This is a genomic window from Sporolactobacillus sp. BBK16-2, assembly GCF_059878335.1.
In genome coordinates this window covers 2,421,708-2,441,946 of record NZ_CM187611.1, presented here as the reverse complement: position 1 = coordinate 2,441,946, position 20,239 = coordinate 2,421,708, and the positions used below count along the sequence as shown (strand labels likewise).

20 protein-coding genes and 1 riboswitch are annotated in these 20,239 nt (G+C 43.1%); of the genes, 10 read left to right on the top strand and 10 right to left on the bottom strand.

Features of this window, described 5'->3' with window-relative positions; genetic code table 11:
• Nucleotides 1-3: 3 nt before the first annotated feature.
• From AC6F33_RS12160 to AC6F33_RS12145, 4 genes are all read left to right on the top strand, one after another.
• Nucleotides 4-2,415, top strand: a complete 2,412-nt coding sequence (locus AC6F33_RS12160) for a heavy metal translocating P-type ATPase (protein ID WP_255745877.1) — start codon at nucleotides 4-6, stop codon at nucleotides 2,413-2,415.
• A gap of 34 nt (nucleotides 2,416-2,449) precedes the next feature.
• A complete protein-coding gene (copZ, locus tag AC6F33_RS12155) occupies nucleotides 2,450-2,659 on the top strand; it encodes a copper chaperone CopZ (RefSeq protein ID WP_255745876.1) in 210 nt (69 codons plus the stop codon).
• A 235-nt stretch (nucleotides 2,660-2,894) separates the two neighbouring features.
• The gene (glcD, locus tag AC6F33_RS12150; protein WP_255745874.1) at nucleotides 2,895-4,325 is read left to right on the top strand and encodes a glycolate oxidase subunit GlcD; all 1,431 of its coding nucleotides are present in this window, start codon (nucleotides 2,895-2,897) and stop codon (nucleotides 4,323-4,325) included.
• The gene (locus AC6F33_RS12145) at nucleotides 4,322-5,647 is read left to right on the top strand and encodes a (Fe-S)-binding protein (protein ID WP_255745872.1); all 1,326 of its coding nucleotides are present in this window, start codon (nucleotides 4,322-4,324) and stop codon (nucleotides 5,645-5,647) included. The genes glcD and AC6F33_RS12145 overlap by 4 nt, the downstream gene beginning before the upstream one ends.
• A gap of 54 nt (nucleotides 5,648-5,701) precedes the next feature.
• On the opposite strand, the gene AC6F33_RS12140 is transcribed toward AC6F33_RS12145, so the two are convergent.
• The 8 genes from AC6F33_RS12140 to AC6F33_RS12105 form a co-directional block, all read right to left on the bottom strand.
• Nucleotides 5,702-5,839: a hypothetical protein gene (locus AC6F33_RS12140; protein WP_255745870.1), complete on the bottom strand. Its 138-nt coding sequence runs from the start codon at nucleotides 5,837-5,839 to the stop codon at nucleotides 5,702-5,704.
• A 55-nt stretch (nucleotides 5,840-5,894) separates the two neighbouring features.
• On the bottom strand, nucleotides 5,895-6,359 hold the full coding sequence (locus AC6F33_RS12135; RefSeq protein ID WP_255745868.1) for a GNAT family N-acetyltransferase: 465 nt from the start codon (nucleotides 6,357-6,359) through the stop codon (nucleotides 5,895-5,897).
• Between the two features lie 21 nt (nucleotides 6,360-6,380).
• A complete protein-coding gene (locus AC6F33_RS12130; RefSeq protein ID WP_255745866.1) occupies nucleotides 6,381-6,932 on the bottom strand; it encodes a ribonuclease FAU-1 family protein in 552 nt (183 codons plus the stop codon).
• A 311-nt stretch (nucleotides 6,933-7,243) separates the two neighbouring features.
• Complete coding sequence (locus AC6F33_RS12125; RefSeq protein WP_253059030.1) at nucleotides 7,244-7,426, bottom strand: cold-shock protein; 183 nt, start codon at nucleotides 7,424-7,426, stop codon at nucleotides 7,244-7,246.
• Between the two features lie 114 nt (nucleotides 7,427-7,540).
• Nucleotides 7,541-8,656, bottom strand: coding sequence for a Ger(x)C family spore germination protein (locus AC6F33_RS12120; protein WP_500777159.1), 1,116 nt, complete (start codon nucleotides 8,654-8,656; stop codon nucleotides 7,541-7,543).
• Nucleotides 8,653-9,762: a GerAB/ArcD/ProY family transporter gene (locus AC6F33_RS12115; RefSeq protein ID WP_500777158.1), complete on the bottom strand. Its 1,110-nt coding sequence runs from the start codon at nucleotides 9,760-9,762 to the stop codon at nucleotides 8,653-8,655. The genes AC6F33_RS12120 and AC6F33_RS12115 overlap by 4 nt, the downstream gene beginning before the upstream one ends.
• A 32-nt stretch (nucleotides 9,763-9,794) precedes the next feature.
• On the bottom strand, nucleotides 9,795-11,294 hold the full coding sequence (locus tag AC6F33_RS12110; RefSeq protein WP_500777157.1) for a spore germination protein: 1,500 nt from the start codon (nucleotides 11,292-11,294) through the stop codon (nucleotides 9,795-9,797).
• A 21-nt stretch (nucleotides 11,295-11,315) separates the two neighbouring features.
• Entirely contained in the window at nucleotides 11,316-11,519 is a 204-nt protein-coding gene (locus tag AC6F33_RS12105) for a hypothetical protein (protein ID WP_480948461.1), read from the bottom strand.
• 223 nt (nucleotides 11,520-11,742) lie between these two features.
• Between AC6F33_RS12105 and AC6F33_RS12100 the strand changes: the two genes are divergently transcribed.
• From AC6F33_RS12100 to ytkD, 4 genes are all read left to right on the top strand, one after another.
• Entirely contained in the window at nucleotides 11,743-12,579 is an 837-nt protein-coding gene (locus AC6F33_RS12100) for an ABC transporter permease (protein ID WP_480948460.1), read from the top strand.
• Nucleotides 12,580-12,593: 14 nt separating this feature from the next.
• Entirely contained in the window at nucleotides 12,594-13,388 is a 795-nt protein-coding gene (tagH, locus tag AC6F33_RS12095; RefSeq protein WP_480948459.1) for a teichoic acids export ABC transporter ATP-binding subunit TagH, read from the top strand.
• A gap of 414 nt (nucleotides 13,389-13,802) precedes the next feature.
• A complete protein-coding gene (fbpA, locus tag AC6F33_RS12090; protein WP_255745857.1) occupies nucleotides 13,803-13,979 on the top strand; it encodes a Fur-regulated basic protein FbpA in 177 nt (58 codons plus the stop codon).
• 87 nt (nucleotides 13,980-14,066) lie between these two features.
• On the top strand, nucleotides 14,067-14,570 hold the full coding sequence (gene ytkD, locus AC6F33_RS12085; RefSeq protein ID WP_480948458.1) for an RNA deprotection pyrophosphohydrolase: 504 nt from the start codon (nucleotides 14,067-14,069) through the stop codon (nucleotides 14,568-14,570).
• 52 nt (nucleotides 14,571-14,622) lie between these two features.
• Here ytkD and pckA read toward each other — a convergent pair whose 3' ends face one another.
• On the bottom strand, nucleotides 14,623-16,206 hold the full coding sequence (pckA, locus tag AC6F33_RS12080) for a phosphoenolpyruvate carboxykinase (ATP) (RefSeq protein ID WP_500777156.1): 1,584 nt from the start codon (nucleotides 16,204-16,206) through the stop codon (nucleotides 14,623-14,625).
• Between the two features lie 254 nt (nucleotides 16,207-16,460).
• Nucleotides 16,461-16,579, top strand: a riboswitch (SAM riboswitch).
• A gap of 129 nt (nucleotides 16,580-16,708) precedes the next feature.
• On the opposite strand from pckA, the gene metK reads away from it, so the two are divergent.
• On the top strand, nucleotides 16,709-17,929 hold the full coding sequence (metK, locus tag AC6F33_RS12075; RefSeq protein WP_480948456.1) for a methionine adenosyltransferase: 1,221 nt from the start codon (nucleotides 16,709-16,711) through the stop codon (nucleotides 17,927-17,929).
• 166 nt (nucleotides 17,930-18,095) lie between these two features.
• Nucleotides 18,096-19,163 carry a tetraprenyl-beta-curcumene synthase gene (gene tbcS / locus AC6F33_RS12070; RefSeq protein WP_480948455.1) on the top strand — a complete coding sequence of 356 codons (1,068 nt, stop codon included), beginning with the start codon at nucleotides 18,096-18,098 and terminating at the stop codon, nucleotides 19,161-19,163.
• On the opposite strand, the gene mnmL is transcribed toward tbcS, so the two are convergent.
• A complete protein-coding gene (gene mnmL / locus AC6F33_RS12065; RefSeq protein WP_255745852.1) occupies nucleotides 19,160-20,134 on the bottom strand; it encodes a tRNA modification radical SAM protein MnmL/YtqA in 975 nt (324 codons plus the stop codon). The two genes, tbcS and mnmL, sit on opposite strands and share 4 nt — an antisense overlap.
• Between the last annotated feature and the right edge of the window lie 105 nt (nucleotides 20,135-20,239).

The window sequence follows — 20,239 nt, the reverse complement described above, 5'->3', positions numbered from 1 at the left end:
GTCATGTCGGAAGAAAGGGGAGACAGCGATGAAGAAAGTAGCACATATAGGAATTACGGTATGACATGTGCCGCCTGCGCCAACAGGATCGAGCGTGGTCTGAACCGGATGAACGGCGTTGCTGCAAATGTGAATTTAGCATTGGAGAAGGCGAAAGTTGATTATGATGATCAACAGATCAAACCGGTCGAAATCGCTGAGAAAATTGAGAAGCTTGGTTACGGGGTTGCGAGCGAGCGTGTTGATCTGGCGATTACGGGTATGACGTGTGCGGCTTGCGCAGCACGTATTGAGAAAGGCTTGAAACGTCTGCCGGGCATTATTTCTGCTGCGGTAAACCTGGCAACGGAATCCGCCACTGTTTACTATCAGCCCGGTTTTATTGAGCCTGAGAATATGTTTGAGAAGATTCGCAAGCTTGGTTATAAAGCGGTATTAAAACAAGAGGTTGAAAATGATGGGAAAGCTAAAGAAATACGAAGGAAAAGAAATCGGCTGATCTTGTCTTCGGTCTTGTCCTTGCCTTTGCTCTTGACGATGGTGAGCCACCTTCCGTTTTATCACGGACCGTTTCCGATGCTGTTTATGAATCCATGGACTCAATTTGTGCTTGCAAGTATCGTCCAATTTTACATTGGCTGGCCGTTTTATAACGGAGGAGCACGCGCGTTATTGAATCGAAGTGCGAATATGGATGTACTCGTTGTACTTGGAACCAGTGCCGCCTATTTTTACAGCGTTGTTCAGACGTTCCGCTATCAATTTGCGGGACTGCATCATCCGCAGCTCTACTTTGAGACAAGCGCTGTCCTTATAACGTTGGTACTGCTTGGCAAATACATGGAGACGCTCGCGAAGCGGCAGACGACTGCGGCGATTACGGAGCTGATGGATCTGCAGGCTAAGGATGCTGCGAAAATTGTGGACGGTGCGGAAGAACGTGTGCCAATTGATCAGGTTAAAAGCGGAGATTTGCTTCGCGTTCGACCGGGTGAAAAGATTCCGGTTGACGGAGTCCTTGTTGACGGAGAATCCGCGGTTGACGAATCAATGATTACCGGTGAATCTCTGCCAATCATGAAACGTTCCGGTGATCAATTAATCGGTGCTACAGTGAATACAACCGGTTCATTTGTCATGAAAGCTGAAAAAGTCGGCAAGGACACGGCACTTGCAGGAATCGTACGCATTGTCGAGGAGGCCCAGGGCTCTAAAGCACCGATTCAGCGGCTGGCCGACAATATTTCCGGTATTTTCGTACCGATTGTTCTGGTCATTGCCTTATTTGTTTTCGTTGTATGGATCGCTGCCATTCAGCCCGGTCAATGGGATACTGCACTGGCAGCTGCGATCAGTGTGCTTGTGATTGCTTGCCCGTGTGCTTTGGGACTTGCAACGCCAACGTCCATTATGGTCGGTACCGGAAAAGCTGCAGAACAGGGCATTCTTTTTAAGGGTGGCGAATATTTGGAAACCACGCAAAATTTGCAGTCTGTAATCTTTGATAAGACAGGAACGATCACAAAAGGAAAACCAGAGGTAACCGATGTTGTTCTTTTCGGTGACTTAGAAAAAGAAGACGTACTTATGCTTGCTGCAGCGGCCGAGAAAACAAGCGAGCATCCTTTAGCCAATGCAGTTGTCGCCGCTTATCAAAGTGAACAATGGCCGATCGTAACTCATTTTGAGGCACATACCGGATCCGGAGTCACTGCGTCAGCAGATGGCAAGTCGGTCGTAATTGGTACACGTCGTTTGATGAATCAAAATAAAATTGAGTATCACCAAGCTTTGGATGACACACTTCGATTAGAGTCGGACGGTAAGACAGTTATGTTCGTTGCGGTTGACGGAAAACTACAAGCATTGGTTGCTGTTGCAGATACCATTAAGGAATCATCAGTCTCGGCTATTCAAGGACTGAAGGCGCGCGGATTAAGCGTTTATATGGTTACCGGCGATAATCAGCGAACGGCTGAAGCGATCGCAAAGAAGGTTGGAATTGATCACGTATTCGCTGAAGTACTTCCCGAGGATAAGGCAAAAAAAGTGCGTGAACTGCAAAAACAAGGACTGCGTGTGGCAATGGTTGGCGACGGAATAAATGACGCACCTGCTCTTGCTTTAGCTGATATCGGCATGGCGATCGGGAGCGGTACGGATGTTGCCATTGAGGCAGCAGACATTACTTTGGTCGGCGGCGAATTGACTCACGTAGCAAAAGCGCTGGATCTGAGCAAGAAGACGATGCGCAATATCAGACAAAACCTATTCTGGGCGCTTTTCTACAATACAATCGGCATTCCGGTTGCCGCGCTCGGTCTGCTTGCTCCCTGGGTTGCCGGAGCAGCGATGGCGTTCAGTTCTGTATCAGTCGTGTCGAACAGCCTGCGCTTGAAACGGGTGAAAATCTGATTTGATACTTACTTTTTAAGGAGGTGAATACAGAATGGCAGAACGTGTATTGGAAGTTAAAGGAATGAGCTGCGGTCACTGTAAAATGGCAGTGACCGGTGCATTGAAGCAGCTCGATGGTGTTTCTGCAGTAGACGTAGATTTGACAAGCGGAAAAGTAGATGTCACTTATGACGAGGCAAAAGTCGGGTTCACGGAAATGAAAGATGCTGTTGAAGACCAGGGCTACGATGTTGCAAAATAATGTCATTTGGTGCATAAACTTCGAGAGATTACTTAATCAATAATTGAATAGCTGTATTAGCCAAAGACGGTTCGAAAGTTCAAATATGAATTTTCAAACTGTCTTTTTTTTCAGTACAAAGGCTGTGGCATAATTTTAAATGCTAATAATAGAATAATGTCCATTAAATAATTATAATAGATAATAAGAAAGCGTTTACTTTTTTGGACTGTGATTAATAGATCGGGGGTCGAAGATGACGTCAAAGCTAGAAAAGAAACTCAACAAATTAAAGGAACAGCTGATGGAAATTACGGGCAGTGAAAATGTGGATGATTCGACGAGCGGGAGACTGGTCTATTCTTATGATGCAACGCCTAATTTTCAAGCGCTTCCGGATTTTGTTGTTTCTCCGCGCACAGCTGAAGAAATTGCAGAGATTCTGAAACTCTGCAGTGAGACGTCGACACCCGTGTATACGCGTGGATCCGGGACGAATCTATGTGCCGATACCTGTCCGTTAAAAGGCGGAGTCGTCCTGCTCATGAAGTATCTGAATAACATTCTTGAACTTGATAAAGAAAATTTAACGATTACCGTTCAGCCGGGTACAATTACGAAAACGATATCCGATCTCGTCGAAAAAGAAGATCTTTTTTATCCGCCAGATCCGAGTTCAATGAAGATTTCGACGATTGGCGGTAACCTTGCAGAAAATTCCGGCGGACTGCGCGGCTTGAAGTACGGCGTTACAAAGGATTATGTCATGGCGCTCCAAGTTGCGCTTCCGAACGGAGAATTGATTCGCACGGGCGGTAAGCTGACCAAGGATGTAGCAGGCTATGATTTGACGCATCTGTTTGTCGGATCAGAAGGAACGCTGGGTGTCATCACGGAAGCAACGCTAAAATTGATTCCGAAGCCGGAGTCGCAAAAGACAATTCTGGCCTTGTATCAAGATATTGAAGCTGCCGGGCGATCTGTTTCAGCCATTATATCGAACAAGATGATTCCGGTGACTTTGGAATTTCTTGACCAGGATACCATTCGAGCTGTGGAGGAATTTGCTCACATTGGACTGCCGACGAATGTTAAAGCGATTTTACTTATTGTGCAAGACGGTCCAAAGGAAATTGTAGATCGTGATATTCATAAAATAGCAGAAATCTGCCGAGAAGAGCAAGCAGTCGATGTCCGGCTTGCTACTTCTGATGAAGAGGCGGAAGAGCTTGCGACGGCACGGCGTTCGGCATTAAGTGCACTTGCCCGATTAAAGCCGACAACAATTCTGGAGGATGCTACGGTTCCACGATCTGAGATCGCTGCAATGGTGCGTGCAATTACTGAAGTTGCTCAAAAGTATAGGGTGCGTATTTCAACATTCGGCCATGCCGGTGATGGAAATCTTCATCCGACTTGTCTTACCGATGCCCGAGATGAGGAAGAAATGAAGCGAGTGGAGGAGGCTTTTGCGGAGATCTTTGAGCGTGCAATTGAGCTGGGCGGAACCTTAACCGGCGAACATGGTGTTGGCGCGACCAAGGCTCCTTATTTGGAATGGAAACTTGGAAAAGCTGGTCTTGACGTGATGCGCGGAATCAAACAATCGATTGATCCTCAAGGAATCATGAATCCCGGGAAAGTATTCGCGGAAACGGGAAAGGAAAGGATGGTGACGGTCAAATGATGACACCGGCAGAAAAACAGCGGATTCAAAAGGAATTTAAAGAAGAAATGGACTACGATGAATTGCTGAATTGTATGCGTTGCGGTTTTTGTCTGCCTTCGTGCCCAACCTATATCGAAACGGGGCATCAAGAGAAGCATTCGCCTCGAGGACGAATCGCCTTGATGAAAGGCGTAACCGATGGCATTATCGAACCGGACGATGATTTTGCTCATTCGCTTGATTTGTGTTTAGGCTGCCGAGCCTGTGAACCTGTGTGTCCGTCGGGCGTGCAGTACGGACATCTTCTTGAGGATGCAAGGGCAATTCTTCAGCGTAATAAAAAACAAACCGTACGTGTCAAAATGATCCGTAAAGGTGTTTTCGAGCAGCTTTTTCCGCGACAGGATCGAATGGAGAAAGTGACCGGATTAATTGGTTTTTATCAGCGCAGCGGTTTGTCCAAGGTGGCTCGAAAAGTCGGATTTATGAATTTGTTCCCGGAGAGCATGGCTACCATGGAAAAGGTTTTGCCGGAAGTTCCGAGACGAAGCGAGATGAAACAGCGCCCACGTTACTTTGAACATGAAGGTGAGAAGAAGGCGACGGTTGCTCTGTTTGCCGGCTGTCTTATGGATACCATGTTTTTTGACACCAACAATGCGACTATAAAACTGCTTCGTAAAGCGGGATGCGATGTTGAGATTCCTGAAAATCAATTATGCTGCGGTGCACTTCATGGACATAATGGCGAACTGGAAAAATCGAAAGAGATGGCAAAACGAAATATTGAAGCCTTTGAGGCTGCAGAAGCAGATTATATTATTACCAATGCCGGAGGATGCAGCGCGTTTCTGATTGAATACGACCATTTGCTTAAAAACGAGCCGGAGTGGGCGGATCGGGCAAAGCATTTTGTTGCTAAGTTAAAGGATATTTCTGCTCTATTGGTTGACTTGGATTTTCAGAAAACACATCGTCTGCGTCTACCGGAACAAATCATTACGTATCAGGATTCTTGTCATCTGCGTAATGTAATGAAAACTTTCGATGAACCCAGAATTCTTCTTAACGCGATCGAAGGTGCGCAATTCGTAGAAATGGAAGGTGCTGATACGTGTTGCGGATCGGCAGGAGATTATAACATTGTGCAGCCGGATATGGCCATACAGATTCTCGACCACAAGATGGAGAAGGTTGCTGGTACACATGCTCAAACGATTGTGACAGCCAATCCCGGATGTCTTCTGGAAATGAAGCTTGGAGTTGAACGTGCTCATAGAACCGGCGAAGTGCGCGCCATGCACATTGCCGATATTCTGGTCGAAGCACTTGCTGATTAATGATCATCATAAGAAATTGGCAGCCGGGGAATGTTATCTCCGGCTGCCTTCTGTTTACTTATTTTTACGTGCGCGTTCTTCTAATTTAGAAACAGATGATTGATGGTCATCTTTGGCACGTCCGGCTGGAGAGACGCTTGACGCAGTCGCTCCTTTATTGGACCGGTACTCCTTTTTTCTTGCTTCAGACATGATCGCACACCTCCCGAAACTTAGTATGCGATTTCAAATCATTTGTTATGCAAGATTATAACCATTTGCTCATGTTAATATCTGTCGCTTGATATCCGAGTTTCTGATACACATGATAGGCGCGCGCGTTATGCGCAAACACATGAAGACTAATTTTTTTGAATCCGAGAGTGCGGCTGTAAGCAAAGAGTGTTTGCATGGCAAGCTGTCCTAATCCGTGGCCTCGGAACGATTCGAAAATTTCAAAATCATAAATAAAGATCTCTTTACGTTCGGGCGAAAGATGCAGCCAAAAGATACCCACTTTTCTTCCAGCTTCGTCAACGAGAGAAAGAAAGCGGTGATTTACTGTCTGATATCCTTGCGGGAGAAGACGACTGATCTCAGCACGTGCGTTCATTAACGCGCGCTCGGGAGTCCATGTGCCGGACTGCTGTTTTTCTTTGGCGTACTCCTTAGTTGAATACTCAAGATAAGGAGCGAAATCATTTTCCGACATATCGGTAATCAGGATGCTCATGACATCTTAGCCCCCTATAATTTAGTGTGGAAACGTGGCCCGGACTTCACGTACGAGTGCAAGAAAATGCTCAGGATCTTTTTTTATGAATTGCATCAGACGATGAGCGGTCCGCCACGCCTTTTCGTACATTTCAGGAGTGATAATATCGTTTTCAAGTGCTTCATTCAACTCATCTTCGTCGACTAAATAAAGTTTGTGATTTGGAAAAAGGATTAAATCGAGATACAGATCATCAAACCAGGGTGTTCCCTGTTCATCGCGGCCGACTTGATGAATGACATCAAAGTAACATTGAACGAGGCGATGTTTCGCGTTGAACATCGCCGTTAGAACGAATTGCGGCGTTTCCGCAGGAAAGAGTTGCAGCCAGGAATAATTTTGATCGACTGTCTTGGTGCGAACCCCGCCATAAACAACCGACAGCGGTGCTTTGATTTCATTGAATTGAATCAGAACGGCTTCGCCATGAAAATTTGGCCACATAAACTGTTTTTTTCGTGTGTGGCTTGAAATAATTCGACGCCATCCACGACGATCGGCATATTTTCTTTTCATTTTCGTAAGTTTCACATGTTCACCTTCTGTCCTACCTGTCTATTGTAACGTAAAACACCAAATAATGGAGATTTGGGTTAAATTATACGTGATCTACCACTAGGTTCCTCTATACAAACTATGTTTTTTTTGTATCTTTGAAAACTTATCCTAAGGATTTTCCATTCTTTTGTAACCATCATCTTTATCTTTTACGTTTCCGTCTTATCGATACCCCCTAAAAAAAGAAACACAGGACGATTTTTCTGAACCATGTCAGAAAAACCGTCCTGCTCTATAAACTATTCAAAGCTTAGTTATTAATTTTTTAAGGATTGTCTCGTCGATCAGTCTATGACCGGCAGCATTTTTGTTTCTTTTTTCATATCCGAATGGCAAAGTGGACACTTTGGCGTTTCATCGAAGGAAAATGCATCACGCATCCACCCAGAACACGAATCATTTGTACATGTCCAAATTGCTGTTTCTGCTTCAGGAACCGGTTCTTGCGGGCCTCGATTAAATCCCATTAATTAAAATCCCCTTTCCTGTTAATCCCTATATTATATGCTTTTTTCAGAAATTTATCAATACAGCGGACTATTTATCAATGATGAGTTGGATGCATGGTAACGCTCTGCCAATTAGTCTGAAATGCCGGTTTGAATAATATTCGTTTCAACGGTGCAATGGAACCGCGCGTTTGGATATCGGTCCGGCCATGACTTTCCGTCGAAACCACGTGTAAAACTGCGCACATGTTGTCCTAATTGAAGCGGATCAATTTGTTTTTTTTGCAGCATTTGAACCAATTTTTTTGCTTCACGAGACATATGTTTTTCAATTTTTTTCTCCATTCTCGGACCGGTATTTTTGCTGATACTCTTCGGATAGGCTTGTCTCACTTGAGCATTAATTGAAACATGAGCATAGATGTCCGGAGATGTGCTATTTCCGTTCTTAACTGTGTAGCGGACATTTGTATGCACGTTTTTTAAAGCAACATGCTTTTGCGGTGCAAATTCAAAATCATAAACCCCCTGATCAAATTTTTGAAACAGCATTTTAAAAATAAATACCTTTTTTGGTGGAAGCTTCATGATGTATTTATCCTTTTTAAACAGGGCGAGTCCGACCGTTTCAAGATGATCTCCGGATTTTCGTATCATGGGAAGAAAAGGATCCATATAAGCGCCATAGTAGGCATACAGAAACGTTTCCAAAGTGCTTTCCGGATAATTTTGATGATTGTTTTGTTCAATCATATCCTGAATATAGCGTGAGATTGGTATCTGTGTCTGATAATCAATGGCAGTCAGCAACTTTTTACAGCTTCCTTCCACGATCACAAAATTCATGTCTCGCGGTGCTTCAGGATCGCGATTTCGCAAATCAATTTGTTTCTTAAGGCCGTGTTTCGCTAAATCGGTATCAAAAAGCATAACTCTGAGTTTACCAACCCGAATTGCCCTTTGCCCATTCTCTTGAAAACGGTCGACCAATGATTTGCCATCGTAGGTGATGCCACTCAGATAGCGCATCATTGAGGCAGTTGTCGGCAGTCCAGCACCTGAACTGCCGGGGTTGGGATTTTGTACGTAATTAGGCATTGAGATTGTACCCATCACCTTGGTACCGCCAATATAATCTACGCCTTCTGCCTCTACGATGAGCACGTCATCAATAACGCTTGTCGGCAAGCATCCGCTAAGAGTAATCAGTGCAGTAATCGATGCAATAAGGTGCATGAAATGTTTCATGCAGATTGCCTCCCTATCTTTTTCTTAATCCATTGGCAAAAAAGCAGTAATGGTAGATACAAGTAGATGATAATAAAACCAAAACCATTGTAAATATTATTTATTGTTCGTACTTGAAGTCCGTTTTTAATCATGCATGTAATCGTAATCAATACCACTAATATGCCAATGAGTGAATGCTTCATTTTTATGGCAGGAAATGTGAACTTGATACCGCGGGCCAGGATCCAGGAGCAAAGGCAGATATTCGGAATGAGTACCCAAAGTAAAATGACAATCGCAATAATGTCAACATGTTCAAATAATGGAAATCGAACGCTTTTCCAATACGTTATGGTGGGCCAAATGGTGTTCTGCATCTCACCTTGGCTGAAATAGATGATTCCCAGCAGAAGAATCGTGGTGTAAATATAAATAGTCGTAAGAACCCCTCGAAATGCCCACTTTCTCGCTTTTTCTGGTTGACTGATAAACGGGTAGAAATACAAAATTAATTCAAAACCGAGATAGTCATGAGTTGTTTCATAGCAAGATCTCATGATCGATAGCGGTGTATGGTCAAAGAGAGGCATTAAATTTTCATAATGCCCAAGAGGGACAATAAAAATGCTTAGGATGAATAAAGGAATCAGATAAATAAAGCTGAGCAGACAAATACCGCTGATGTTGCGCAACCCCCCCATCACGATATACCAGACAATAAAGCAGAAGATAATTGAGAAAGTGAAACTATTAAGTTGAGGGAAAATCCATACTTGAAGAATTTCAATATAGCTGCGCAAGAATGCGAAGGAAAACAGCAGTACATGAGACATCAGAATAAAAGTGAGCACGTTTCCAATCCATGGACCAAAAATTCGGCGATGAATGGAAAAAATATCAGGACGTCCAAAATGACGCTCATTCTCAAGAAGACGCAAAATAATCCACATAACGAAGAGTGTTGATAAACCGGAAATCAGTGTAGCAAGCCATCCGTCTTGTTCGGAAAATTTTGTAATGATTTGCTGAAAGGACAGAAATCCAATACCGATTTGCATGACCTGCGGAAGGAAAAAGGCGGATAAAGGACCGATTGTGTGTGTTGGATTGATTTTATTGTACATACGCGTCAATTGCCTCCTCGCTAAAAAACGTGCTATTCATCAATATCAGGAGTGTGTTTGCCCTCCTTTTTACTTACACGCTGTGGATTAGAGCGATTTTTGTCACCGGTACGCAAGAATAGTGGCCGTTGGGTCTGTAGTGGTAATCGAATAAAACTATCTTTTAAATCAGTTACACGTAACGGGTAAATGGGTTCAATGTACGGATGTCCAAGAGAAGTCAGTTTAAGCAAATGGCAGACACAAATCATAAAACATAGTGCAATACCTAAAATTCCGAGCAGTTGCGCTGAAATAATAAAGGGAAATCGAATCAGACGAATAGTTGTAGCCATTCGGTAATTTGGTGTAATAAAGGCAGCAAGAGCTGACATCGCAATGATAATTAAAAGAATATTACTTGTAATACCCGCTTGAACAGAGGCAGTCCCAATAACAATACCACCCACAATACCAATGGTCTGGCCGACCTTTGTTGGAAGCCTGGCTCCTGCTTCTCGAAGCAATTCAATCATGATTTCCAGCAGCAGGACCTCAATAATCGGATCATAAGGCACTGAACTTCGTGAGACAATTAATGTCGCCAGTAGATCTTTGGGCACGAGTTGATAATGATACGTGAGCAAAGCGACATAAAGCGGTGATGAAATGACAGAAAATCCGATCGCGAATAACCGTAATAAGCGATATGCCGTTGAAAGCATCCAAACTAAGGAATAATCATCAAATGCTGAGAAAAATTCAACAATATTGCTTGGCAAAACCAGTGCATTCGGTGACCCATCAACAATAACCGCAATTTTTCCTTCGTATAACGCTCCGCTCACTCGATCCGGACGCTCTGTATCAATAAATTGCGGAAAGATCGAATGATTGTTATCAGCGATCATCAACGCAAGCATGTTCGAACTGATCAGACTAATGACTTCAAGATCAGAAATCCGCTGAATAATTGTATTTATATTTGCTTTATTGGCAAGTCCTTCAATGTAAAGGACAGAAACCCTTGTCCTAGATATTTTTCCAACACGCAGTTCATCAATCTTGAATTGCGGAATTGGGATCCGAGAACGTATAAGATTAATATTGGTATCCAATGACTCAACGAAAGAGTCGTGAGGACCGAGAATACTTGTTTCGGTTTCCGATTGTTCAACCGGACGTGCCTGCTTTTTCATACAGGGAATAAGCAGGCACTCCGATGAATGCGCCGATTCTTGAATGACTAATGAGCCGTCGAGAATTCCCGCTTGTATTTCAGATAGATCTTTAGTTCTGATTAGCTTATCGGCGGGAATAACAGTAGCAATATCGTTCATGCTGTGAACGCGATCCGAATAGAGTGCGGGCAGTAAATCACGATGAACATATTCAAGATCAACCAATGTGACGATAAATGAGACCCAGCAGGAAAAGAACGTTCCTTCATGATGAAAATGCCGGAAATCCGGATTGGTTTGCATCTGCGTCATAAAATCAGATAATGTTTTTTTTGTTTGTGCGGGATCATTATTTTTTCTTTTCCAGAACAAGCTTCTCAACCCAATCCAGTCTTAATTTGCATCCTTTTCCATCTTTTTCGCTTTTTTCTTTTCTGCTTTACTCTGTTCTATGTAAATGATGACAAAGGGCATGGTACCCGGATATAAGATCATCATATACATGCAAATATTTGCTCCGATCGTGATGCGGAGTGTAACAAAAATAAAAAAAATAACGAGCAGAACAAAATAGCTGAGATAAAGAAGTGTACTCATAGCAGACTCCTTTGGATAGGTGATTCGTATTATTGAGTATGTTCTCCAAGACAGCACTTCTTATTCCTAAAAAGAATTTCACTATCAAAATTTATAAATGATGAGTTTGGAGAGATTCATTCATACCCGGAAAGTCCAAAGGATTCATTTTCTTTTTTAAATAAGCTGTGTTAAAGTATGGATTGGAGTACTGTATCTTGATGATTATTGGAAGGAAATTGATATGAAATCGGCATGGAAGGTTATTCGGGAGCAATGTAAAAGCTTATATTTAATCAGAAGATTGTCCCTTTATGAGTTGAAAAGTGAGAATACGAATAATTATTTAGGCATGGCATGGGTCGTTATTAATCCGTTGATTCAGATCTTTATTTATTGGCTGGTTTTTGGCAAAATATTGGGCAGAAGCAATGATATTCCCGTTGACAATGGGGTCCCAGCTCCTTATATTATCTGGTTGATTTCAGGAATTATTGTTTGGTTTTTGATCCAACCAGCCATTATCCAAGGGTCGAAATCGATTTATTCACGGATTCGCTTTATCGCTAAAATGAATTTTCCAATGAGTGCGATTCCAAGCTACGTGATTCTTGAAAAATTTTATCAGCATTTAATGATCACTGGAATTGTTATTGTGATTCTGCAATTTACACAGTTTAAAATCAGTATTTATATGATCCAGCTTCCTTATTTTATGTTTGCTGCGCTGGCTTTTTTGTTTTCGGTATCGCTGATCACTTCTACATTTTCAACGATCGTTCGCGATGTGCATCAGGTCTTGATTTCGCTCATGCGTATGATGTTTTATCTGACTCCTTTCCTATGGGAGCCTGCGCGTCTTGCAGATGCGGGTCTGCCTGACTTTTTCCAAAAAATCTTATTGCTGAATCCGATGTATTATCTTGTACAAGGCTACCGTTCTACACTGCTAGGCGCTTCTTGGTACGGGATTGATCACATCGGTTATACGGCGTATTTTTGGGGTTTTGTTCTTGTTGCCCTTATTTTCGGTTCATTTGTGCATCTGAAGTTCAGAGATCATTTCGTAGATTATTTGTAAGGAGATCTCCATTCATGGAAAAATCAGTCATTGTAAAAAATGTATCGAAAAAATATAAAATGTACGCGAAAAATTCCGAAAAAATTTTAGATTTGATTTCTCCTAAAGGTTACGGAAAATCGTTTTATGCGCTTCACGATATCAGCTTTGAAGCGAATAAAGGCGACGTTATCGGAATCATCGGTGTGAACGGATCGGGAAAATCAACGCTGTCTAATATTATTGCCGGAATTATTCCTCCCACATCTGGATCGGTAGAAATTCATGGTGAAGCGGCACTGATCGCGATCCAGTCGGGCTTGAAGAAAGAGCTGACCGGCCGGGAAAATATTGAATTAAAATGTCTGATGCTTGGTTTTGATAAAAAGCAGATTGTGGAGTTGACGCCGCAGATTATTGAATTTGCTGATATCGGCGATTTTATAGATCAGCCGGTGAAGACCTATTCGAGCGGAATGCGTTCACGCCTCGGATTTGCGATTTCCATTCATATCGACCCGGATATTCTTGTTATTGACGAAGCATTATCTGTCGGAGATCAGACATTCGCGGACAAATGCCTGGATAAAATGAACGAATTTAAAGAAAAAGGAAAAACCATTTTCTTCATCAGCCACTCAATCAGCCAGATGAAGAAATTTTGTGAAAAGGCGCTCTGGGTTCAATACGGACATGTGGAACAATATGGTCTGATGTCAGAAGTAATGCCTGAATATGAGGCATTTATTAAGAAGTACAAAAAGATGACTAAGAAAGAAAAGAAAGCTTTTCAAGAAAATGTGCGAAAAAGCCGAATAGTGAATGCGTGAGTAGGAAAGGAAGCTGTGCTTTGCCGATACAACGACAAAGAGCAGCTTCTTTTAATACAGATTTTTATCGTTTCAAGCAAAAAAAATCCGCAAATCGATGCGGATTTAACTAAAAGTGAATTGGGGTTAGGGTTATTCATACTATTGCCATATTTTTCTGTTGCTAAACATTTTTTTGAAAAAATGATTGCAAGTACTCGATTAAATTTTTTTAGATACGTAAAGATATATTGTAAGCGCTTTTATTGTATAATAGTGTTTAAAAATATCAGTGCTGGGCATGATGAATGGGCTATGGATTAAATCAAACAAATCATTCGTCTGAAATAAGACGTGTTCACGTGGAAAGGGGGCAGAAATCATGATTGAACAAACAAAATGTAAACGCTTGCTTAATTGTGATTTCGTTCATTCATGAATCGTATCAATTTGTTGAGAAGGGCTGTTGAAAACCGAAAGCAATACTTGATTCGCGAGTTAAGAAAAAATTTCGTGACAAAAGAGTCCGATCAATTAAATGAATGGACACTGTCCGATCTGGAAAACGAATGGAAAAATTATAAAAAAAGATGCGAAGAAGAAATTGGTTAAAAATAAAAATCTTGTGGGGAATGTGAACCATTATTTGTTAAAATAGGTTTGAAGCTCGCAGAACGCAGGTGCGGAGGTAATGACCGAATGAATCAATATCCTAGTTTTCCGGATTTTTATGGAAATAAAGTAACCCTAGCTCTTTCATCAACTCCCTTTTCGGCCGATCCAAGACATGTTTGGGTTATTTGTAAATTTCACTGTCAATGGCTGCTTACCATGCATTCAAGGAGGGGACTTGAATTTCCCGGAGGCAAAGTAGAGTCTGGAGAACGCCCGGAGGAAGCGGCGAAAAGAGAGATCTTTGAAGAAACCGGCGCGCATGTAGCGAATCTCTATTTTATTGGACAATACCAAGTAGATGGGCGAGACGAACCAATAGTTAAGAATATCTACTTTGCGGAAATTGATCAAATAACCCTGAAAAAGGATTATTTAGAGACAGACGGACCGAGACTGATCAGCAATCTGCCTCACTCAATTAAGAATCGGAGACAGTATAGTTTTTTGATGAAAGACCAAGTGCTTGAGCTGTCGATGAAGGCAATCAGGCAGAAGCAATGGACGCTCGTGTCCGAAGTACACATTTAAGACTTTGGCACTAAAAAAGGCTCCCTCCAAAATTGGAGGGAGCCAGCTGTTTTTAGTGGACATTAGGCCCAGCGTTGCGGATGTTCTCAGGTGCTTGACGGAATTGCTGGAAGTTCGTTTGGAATTTTTGAGCCAGCTGTATTGCAGCATGCTCATACGCAGCTGGATTAGTCCATGTTTTCCATGGCATAAGCACCTGATCAGGTACACCAGGACATGTTTGCGGAATATGCAATCCGAAAATCGGATCCGTGACTATATTTTTCTTGTCAAGACGTTCATTTAAAGCTGCATAAACCATTTGCCTTGTATAACTGAGCTTCATTCGTTTACCGAGCTCGTAGGGTCCCCCAGTCCATCCGGTGTTAATCAGATAAGCGCTTACATTGTTTTGTTTTATAAATTTTCCCAAAAGTTCAGCATAGGTGACTGCCGGAAGCGGCATAAACGGGGCCCCGAAGCATGTGGAAAAAGTTGGTTCAGGAGTTACAATTCCGCGCTCGGTGCCGGCCAATTTACTCGTGTAACCTGAGAGGAACTGATACATTGCCTGATCCGGTGACAGTATACTAATTGGCGGGAGAACGCCGGATGCATCGGCTGTCAGAAAAATAATCGCGTTTGGATGCCCTCCGACGCTTGGAAGAACTGCATTTGCAACCTTTTGCAGTGAATAGGCAGCACGCGTGTTTTCCGTAAGTGCGGTACTGAAATAATCGGGTTTGCGCTGATCCTGAGAAATGACGACGTTTTCAAGTACTGTACCGAATTGGATGCTGTCATAAATTTGCGGTTCATTCTCTTGAGTCAGCCGAATCGTTTTTGCATAGCATCCTCCTTCAAAGTTAAACACACCGTTACTTGACCAGCCGTGTTCATCGTCCCCAATCAACTGTCGGTCAGGCACATTGGAGAGCGTTGTCTTTCCGGTGCCGGACAAACCGAAAAAAAGAGTTGTGTTGCCGTTTTCGTCTTGATTTGCAGAGCAATGCATCGGCATCACTCCTTTTTGCGGCAATAAATAATTCATTACAGTAAATACGGATTTCTTGATTTCTCCGCCATATTCGGTGCCCCCGATTAATACAATACGGTATTTCATGGAAATAATAATAAATGCTTCGGAACGCGTACCATCAGTCAATGGATTTGCTTTAAAACCGGGTGCAGATAAAACAGTGAATTCTGCTTGATGATGTCCAAGCTCCAAATCAGAGGGTTCAATAAACAATTGGCGGCAGAAGAGATTTTGCCAAGCATACTCATTAATAACTTGAATCGCCAGACGGTAATTTGGGTCAGCCCCGGCAAAACCTCGAAACACATATTTCTCTTGCTGTTTACTTAAATAGGTAGCAAGCTTTTCGTAAAGATTTAAAAAAGCGTTTTCATTTATGTGCTGACTTCTATCCCAGTCAACCGTGTCACGTGTAACATGATCTTTGACAATAAATCTGTCTTTTGGAGACCGTCCCGTATATTTCCCGGTCGTTACGGCTAGTGCTCCGTTATTTACTAAAATGCCTTCATTTTTTCTCAATGCATGTTCAATAAGTTCAGGAACAGATAAATTAATGAATGGAGTTCCGGTACTGAGCAATTCAGAGATTGGGGTTTCCAAAAAAGCACGATTCATGAGAACATCCCTTTCTTTGTGAAATTGATCACTCATTCTTTATTGTATAACACATTGTAAATATTGTTACCTACTAATATTGTAAAGATGGTTCAGATATTCCGCAATCATAAAGAGATAATAATTCGAAATTTCCATATGATTTTGTTTCGTTTTGAGTATCTTTAAATGAATTGATTTACACGCTTGAAAACAAAGGAACTTTCATTGACAATTTTAATTCCCTGCGTTAAGATGGGGATTATACACGGCTGCTCTTATTCCGAGTAGGCAGAGGGACAGGCCCGATGAAGCCCGGCAACCGGCCGAATAACGGTACGGTGCTAACCTGCAGAGAAAAGAGAGAATGATCTCTTTCCCCTGATAATAAGAGGCGCGCGATAAGAATCGGCCTATCCATAATTGGAGCGGGCTTTTTTCATGCCTTGAAAACAAAAGCAGAGGGATCGGGTACCGTTGACACCATTTTGTATATAATGTTTGAAAGGCAGGGTGAAGGAAAATGACGAAGAAGTATTCAAGAAGATTATTCACTTCTGAATCGGTAACTGAGGGTCATCCGGATAAAATTTGTGACCAGATTTCAGACGCGATTCTTGATGAACTGCTGAAGGGGGATCCTAACGCCAGGGTCGCATGCGAAACAGTCGTTAATACCGGACTTGTCCTTGTGACTGGTGAAATATCCACTTCCACCTACGTGGATATTCCGAAAGTCGTTCGTCAGACGATTAAAGAGATCGGCTATGACAACGCGAAATATGGTTTTGACGCATCGAACTGTGCGGTCATGACTTCAATCGAGGAACAGTCGGCTGATATTGCTCAAGGCGTCGATAAGGCGCTTGAAGCGCGTGAGGGAACGATGTCGGAAGATGAAATTGAAGCGATTGGTGCCGGGGATCAAGGACTGATGTTTGGATTTGCTGTCAATGAAACACCAGAACTGATGCCTCTTCCCGTATCACTTGCTCATAAATTAGCGAAGAGACTGGCTGATGTCCGGAAAGACAAAACGATCGGCTATCTTCGCCCGGATGGAAAGACCCAGGTCACGGTTGAATACGATGAAGAGGGCCATCCGGAGCGTATCGATACGATTGTGATTTCGGCACAGCACGATCCAGAAGCGACTGAAGCGCAAATCAAGAAGGACATTCATGAGTTTGTCATTGATCCGACTGTTCCGGAGAAATTGATTGACGAGAAGACGAAATTCTTTATCAATCCGACCGGACGCTTTGTCATCGGCGGGCCTCAAGGGGATGCCGGCTTGACCGGACGAAAAATTATTGTTGACACGTACGGCGGATACGCACGGCATGGAGGCGGCGCTTTCTCAGGAAAAGACGCAACGAAGGTCGACCGCTCCGCTTCTTACGCGGCAAGATATGTGGCGAAGAATATTGTCGCGGCAGGTCTCGCAGAAAAGTGCGAAGTGCAGTTTGCCTATGCCATCGGTGTTGCAGAGCCGGTATCTATTTCGGTTGATACGTTCGGTACAGGGCAGGCAACTGAAGAACAGCTCGTTCAGCTGATTCGCCGTAACTTTGATCTCCGCCCGGCAGGCATCATTAAAATGCTTGACTTGCGCAGGCCGATTTATCGCCAGACGGCGGCGTACGGACATTTTGGACGTACAGATGTCGAACTTCCTTGGGAGAAGACGGACAAAGCAGATTTGCTGAAAAAGCAGATTCTTTCAGATTTCCAGACTCATTGAGCATGTATACCCAAAAAACGTTTTTTACGCCTACCGGCTGTGAAAAGCGTTTTTTTTATAGACAAGATCGCATAAGCAGAATGATCGTTTGCTATAATAGATGGTAAGTAAGGAGATTGCCCGAACGAAATCAAGTAGAAGAGCGTCTCTACAGGGAGGCAAAACGATGACTGTACCGTCCAGACCGATTAAATTAATGGCACAAATATATAGAAAAGTGCTTCCCGAAGTACATCGCGATCTTGCAAAATGGAAGAAGCGAGCTGAAGAAATTCCCGATGCAGAATTGCGCAGACAGGCACTCGCAAGTATTGAAGCGAAAACATTTCACTGTGAAGGCGGATCCATTTACAGCCTTCTAGCTGAGGGACAAATGAAGGAGATCATTTCATTCATTGTCGCTTATCAAACGATCAGCGATTATTTGGACAACTTATGTGATCGAAGTATTTCGCTTGATCCGGTTGACTTTCGTTGTTTGCATCACTCAATGCTGAACGCATTGACTCCGGGTGCCGAGCCAGAGGACTATTATAAACACCGCGGCAGCTGCGATGATGGAGGGTATCTTCAAGGACTTGTGTCTGAATGCCAAAATGTACTTGGCCAATTATCGGCGCTGAAACTTATTCAGCCTGCGCTCCATGAGTTAGCCGGTTTTTATTGTGATCTTCAAGTGCATAAACACGTGAAAAAAGATCAGCGTGTCCCTCGGCTCGTCGAATGGTTTCAAAAAAATAAAGCCCATCTCCCTGAGATGAGCTGGTATGAATTCGCCGCGTGCTCCGGATCAACACTGGGCATCTTCTGCATCGTTTCCTATGCAGCATCACGCGGGAGTGAAATGGCGCAGCTTGTGGTTCGGATCAAGGACAGTTATTTTCCTTGGGTTCAAGGGCTCCATATTTTAATGGATTATTTTGTCGATCAAGAAGAAGACCGGATTGAAGGCGATTTGAATTTCTGCTCCTATTATTGCAGCAATGAGGAAATGATCAGTCGCTTCAAGCACTTCATTGAAGAAGCAGATACGGCAATTGAGAATATGCCGGATAAAAATTTTCACAAAATGATTAACCGCGGCTTGCTTGGTATCTATCTTGCTGATCGAAAAGTCGCACGGCAGCGTAATGTTCGCGTGCTTGCACGAAAACTGATCTGCAGATCAGGAGCCAGCGGCTTGTTCTTCTTTGTTAATGGGTGGCTTTATCGCAGAATCAGCCAGAGTATTTAGTCCCTAGCTGATTGTTCAGCAACTGAGTGGGCAAGTTTGCCTTGCCAGCTGTCTCGCCTTGCCAGCTCATCATCAATCGCGTCTAGAACTTCCCATTTATTCAGACTCCACATTGGTCCGACCATTAAATCAGCGGGTCCGTCGCCTGTTAATCTATGAATGATCATATCGGGCGGAAGAATTTCCAGCTGATCACAGACAAGATTGACGTACGTTTTAAAATCAAGGAATTGAAGCAAGCCTTTTTCATATTGCTTGACCATAGCTGTTTTTTTTAACAGATGGAGCAAATGTATTTTAATTCCTTGAACGTCAAGTCTTGCAACAGCTTTTGCTGTCTCAAGCATCATTTCCGGCGTTTCACGCGGCAGTCCGTCGATAATATGAACGCATACCGGAATATTGTGCTTACGGAGCTTCTCAACTCCTTCGACAAAACAGTCATAATCATGCGCTCGATTGATGAGGCGGCCGGTTTCATCGTGTACCGTTTGCAGTCCGAGTTCAAGCCATAGGAATGTGCGCTTGTTTAATTCGGCAAGATAGTCGACGACGTCATCAGGAAGGCAGTCCGGGCGAGTTGCAATTGAAAGTCCGACGACACCTTCTTGTTCCAAGATCACTTCATAGCTTTCGCGAAGCACGTCAACAGGTGCGTATGTGTTCGTAAAAGCTTGAAAATAGCCGATGTATTTGTCGGCGTGCGGCCACTTCTTTTTCATCTGTTCTTTAATCGTGGTGAATTGAGTCGTTAAGTCATCTCGGCGACTGCCTGCGAAATCGCCAGAGCCTTTCTGACTACAAAAGGTGCATCCGCCCCAGGCAACTTTGCCGTCTCGATTCGGACAGTCAAAGCCTCCGTCCAACGGAACCTTGAAGACCTTGCTCCCAAATGTATGCCTCAGGTAAGTATTCCAAGTATAGTAGCGTTTATCCGGTCCATAATGAACCGGCCATTTTTGTTCAGCCAAATCCCAGGCTCCTCTCGTTAACCTATCGCACATTTTAGCAAACATTTAGTGAAATATAAAGCAGATGACTGGGCACAGAGCAGTTGTTGAATAAACAGTAACTGT

What these genes read in the sequence shown, in the direction of transcription:
- AC6F33_RS12160 (WP_255745877.1), top strand. Translation starts at nt 4, where the DNA reads ATGTCGGAAGAAAGGGGAGACAGCGATGAAGAAAGTAGCACATATAGG.
- copZ (WP_255745876.1), top strand. Translation starts at nt 2,450, where the DNA reads ATGGCAGAACGTGTATTGGAAGTTAAAGGAATGAGCTGCGGTCACTGT.
- glcD (WP_255745874.1), top strand. Translation starts at nt 2,895, where the DNA reads ATGACGTCAAAGCTAGAAAAGAAACTCAACAAATTAAAGGAACAGCTG.
- AC6F33_RS12145 (WP_255745872.1), top strand. Translation starts at nt 4,322, where the DNA reads ATGATGACACCGGCAGAAAAACAGCGGATTCAAAAGGAATTTAAAGAA.
- AC6F33_RS12140 (WP_255745870.1), bottom strand. Translation starts at nt 5,839, where the DNA reads ATGTCTGAAGCAAGAAAAAAGGAGTACCGGTCCAATAAAGGAGCGACT.
- AC6F33_RS12135 (WP_255745868.1), bottom strand. Translation starts at nt 6,359, where the DNA reads ATGAGCATCCTGATTACCGATATGTCGGAAAATGATTTCGCTCCTTAT.
- AC6F33_RS12125 (WP_253059030.1), bottom strand. Translation starts at nt 7,426, where the DNA reads ATGGGATTTAATCGAGGCCCGCAAGAACCGGTTCCTGAAGCAGAAACA.
- AC6F33_RS12120 (WP_500777159.1), bottom strand. Translation starts at nt 8,656, where the DNA reads ATGAAACATTTCATGCACCTTATTGCATCGATTACTGCACTGATTACT.
- AC6F33_RS12115 (WP_500777158.1), bottom strand. Translation starts at nt 9,762, where the DNA reads ATGTACAATAAAATCAATCCAACACACACAATCGGTCCTTTATCCGCC.
- AC6F33_RS12105 (WP_480948461.1), bottom strand. Translation starts at nt 11,519, where the DNA reads ATGAGTACACTTCTTTATCTCAGCTATTTTGTTCTGCTCGTTATTTTT.
- AC6F33_RS12100 (WP_480948460.1), top strand. Translation starts at nt 11,743, where the DNA reads ATGAAATCGGCATGGAAGGTTATTCGGGAGCAATGTAAAAGCTTATAT.
- tagH (WP_480948459.1), top strand. Translation starts at nt 12,594, where the DNA reads ATGGAAAAATCAGTCATTGTAAAAAATGTATCGAAAAAATATAAAATG.
- fbpA (WP_255745857.1), top strand. Translation starts at nt 13,803, where the DNA reads ATGAATCGTATCAATTTGTTGAGAAGGGCTGTTGAAAACCGAAAGCAA.
- ytkD (WP_480948458.1), top strand. Translation starts at nt 14,067, where the DNA reads ATGAATCAATATCCTAGTTTTCCGGATTTTTATGGAAATAAAGTAACC.
- pckA (WP_500777156.1), bottom strand. Translation starts at nt 16,206, where the DNA reads ATGAATCGTGCTTTTTTGGAAACCCCAATCTCTGAATTGCTCAGTACC.
- metK (WP_480948456.1), top strand. Translation starts at nt 16,709, where the DNA reads ATGACGAAGAAGTATTCAAGAAGATTATTCACTTCTGAATCGGTAACT.
- tbcS (WP_480948455.1), top strand. Translation starts at nt 18,096, where the DNA reads ATGACTGTACCGTCCAGACCGATTAAATTAATGGCACAAATATATAGA.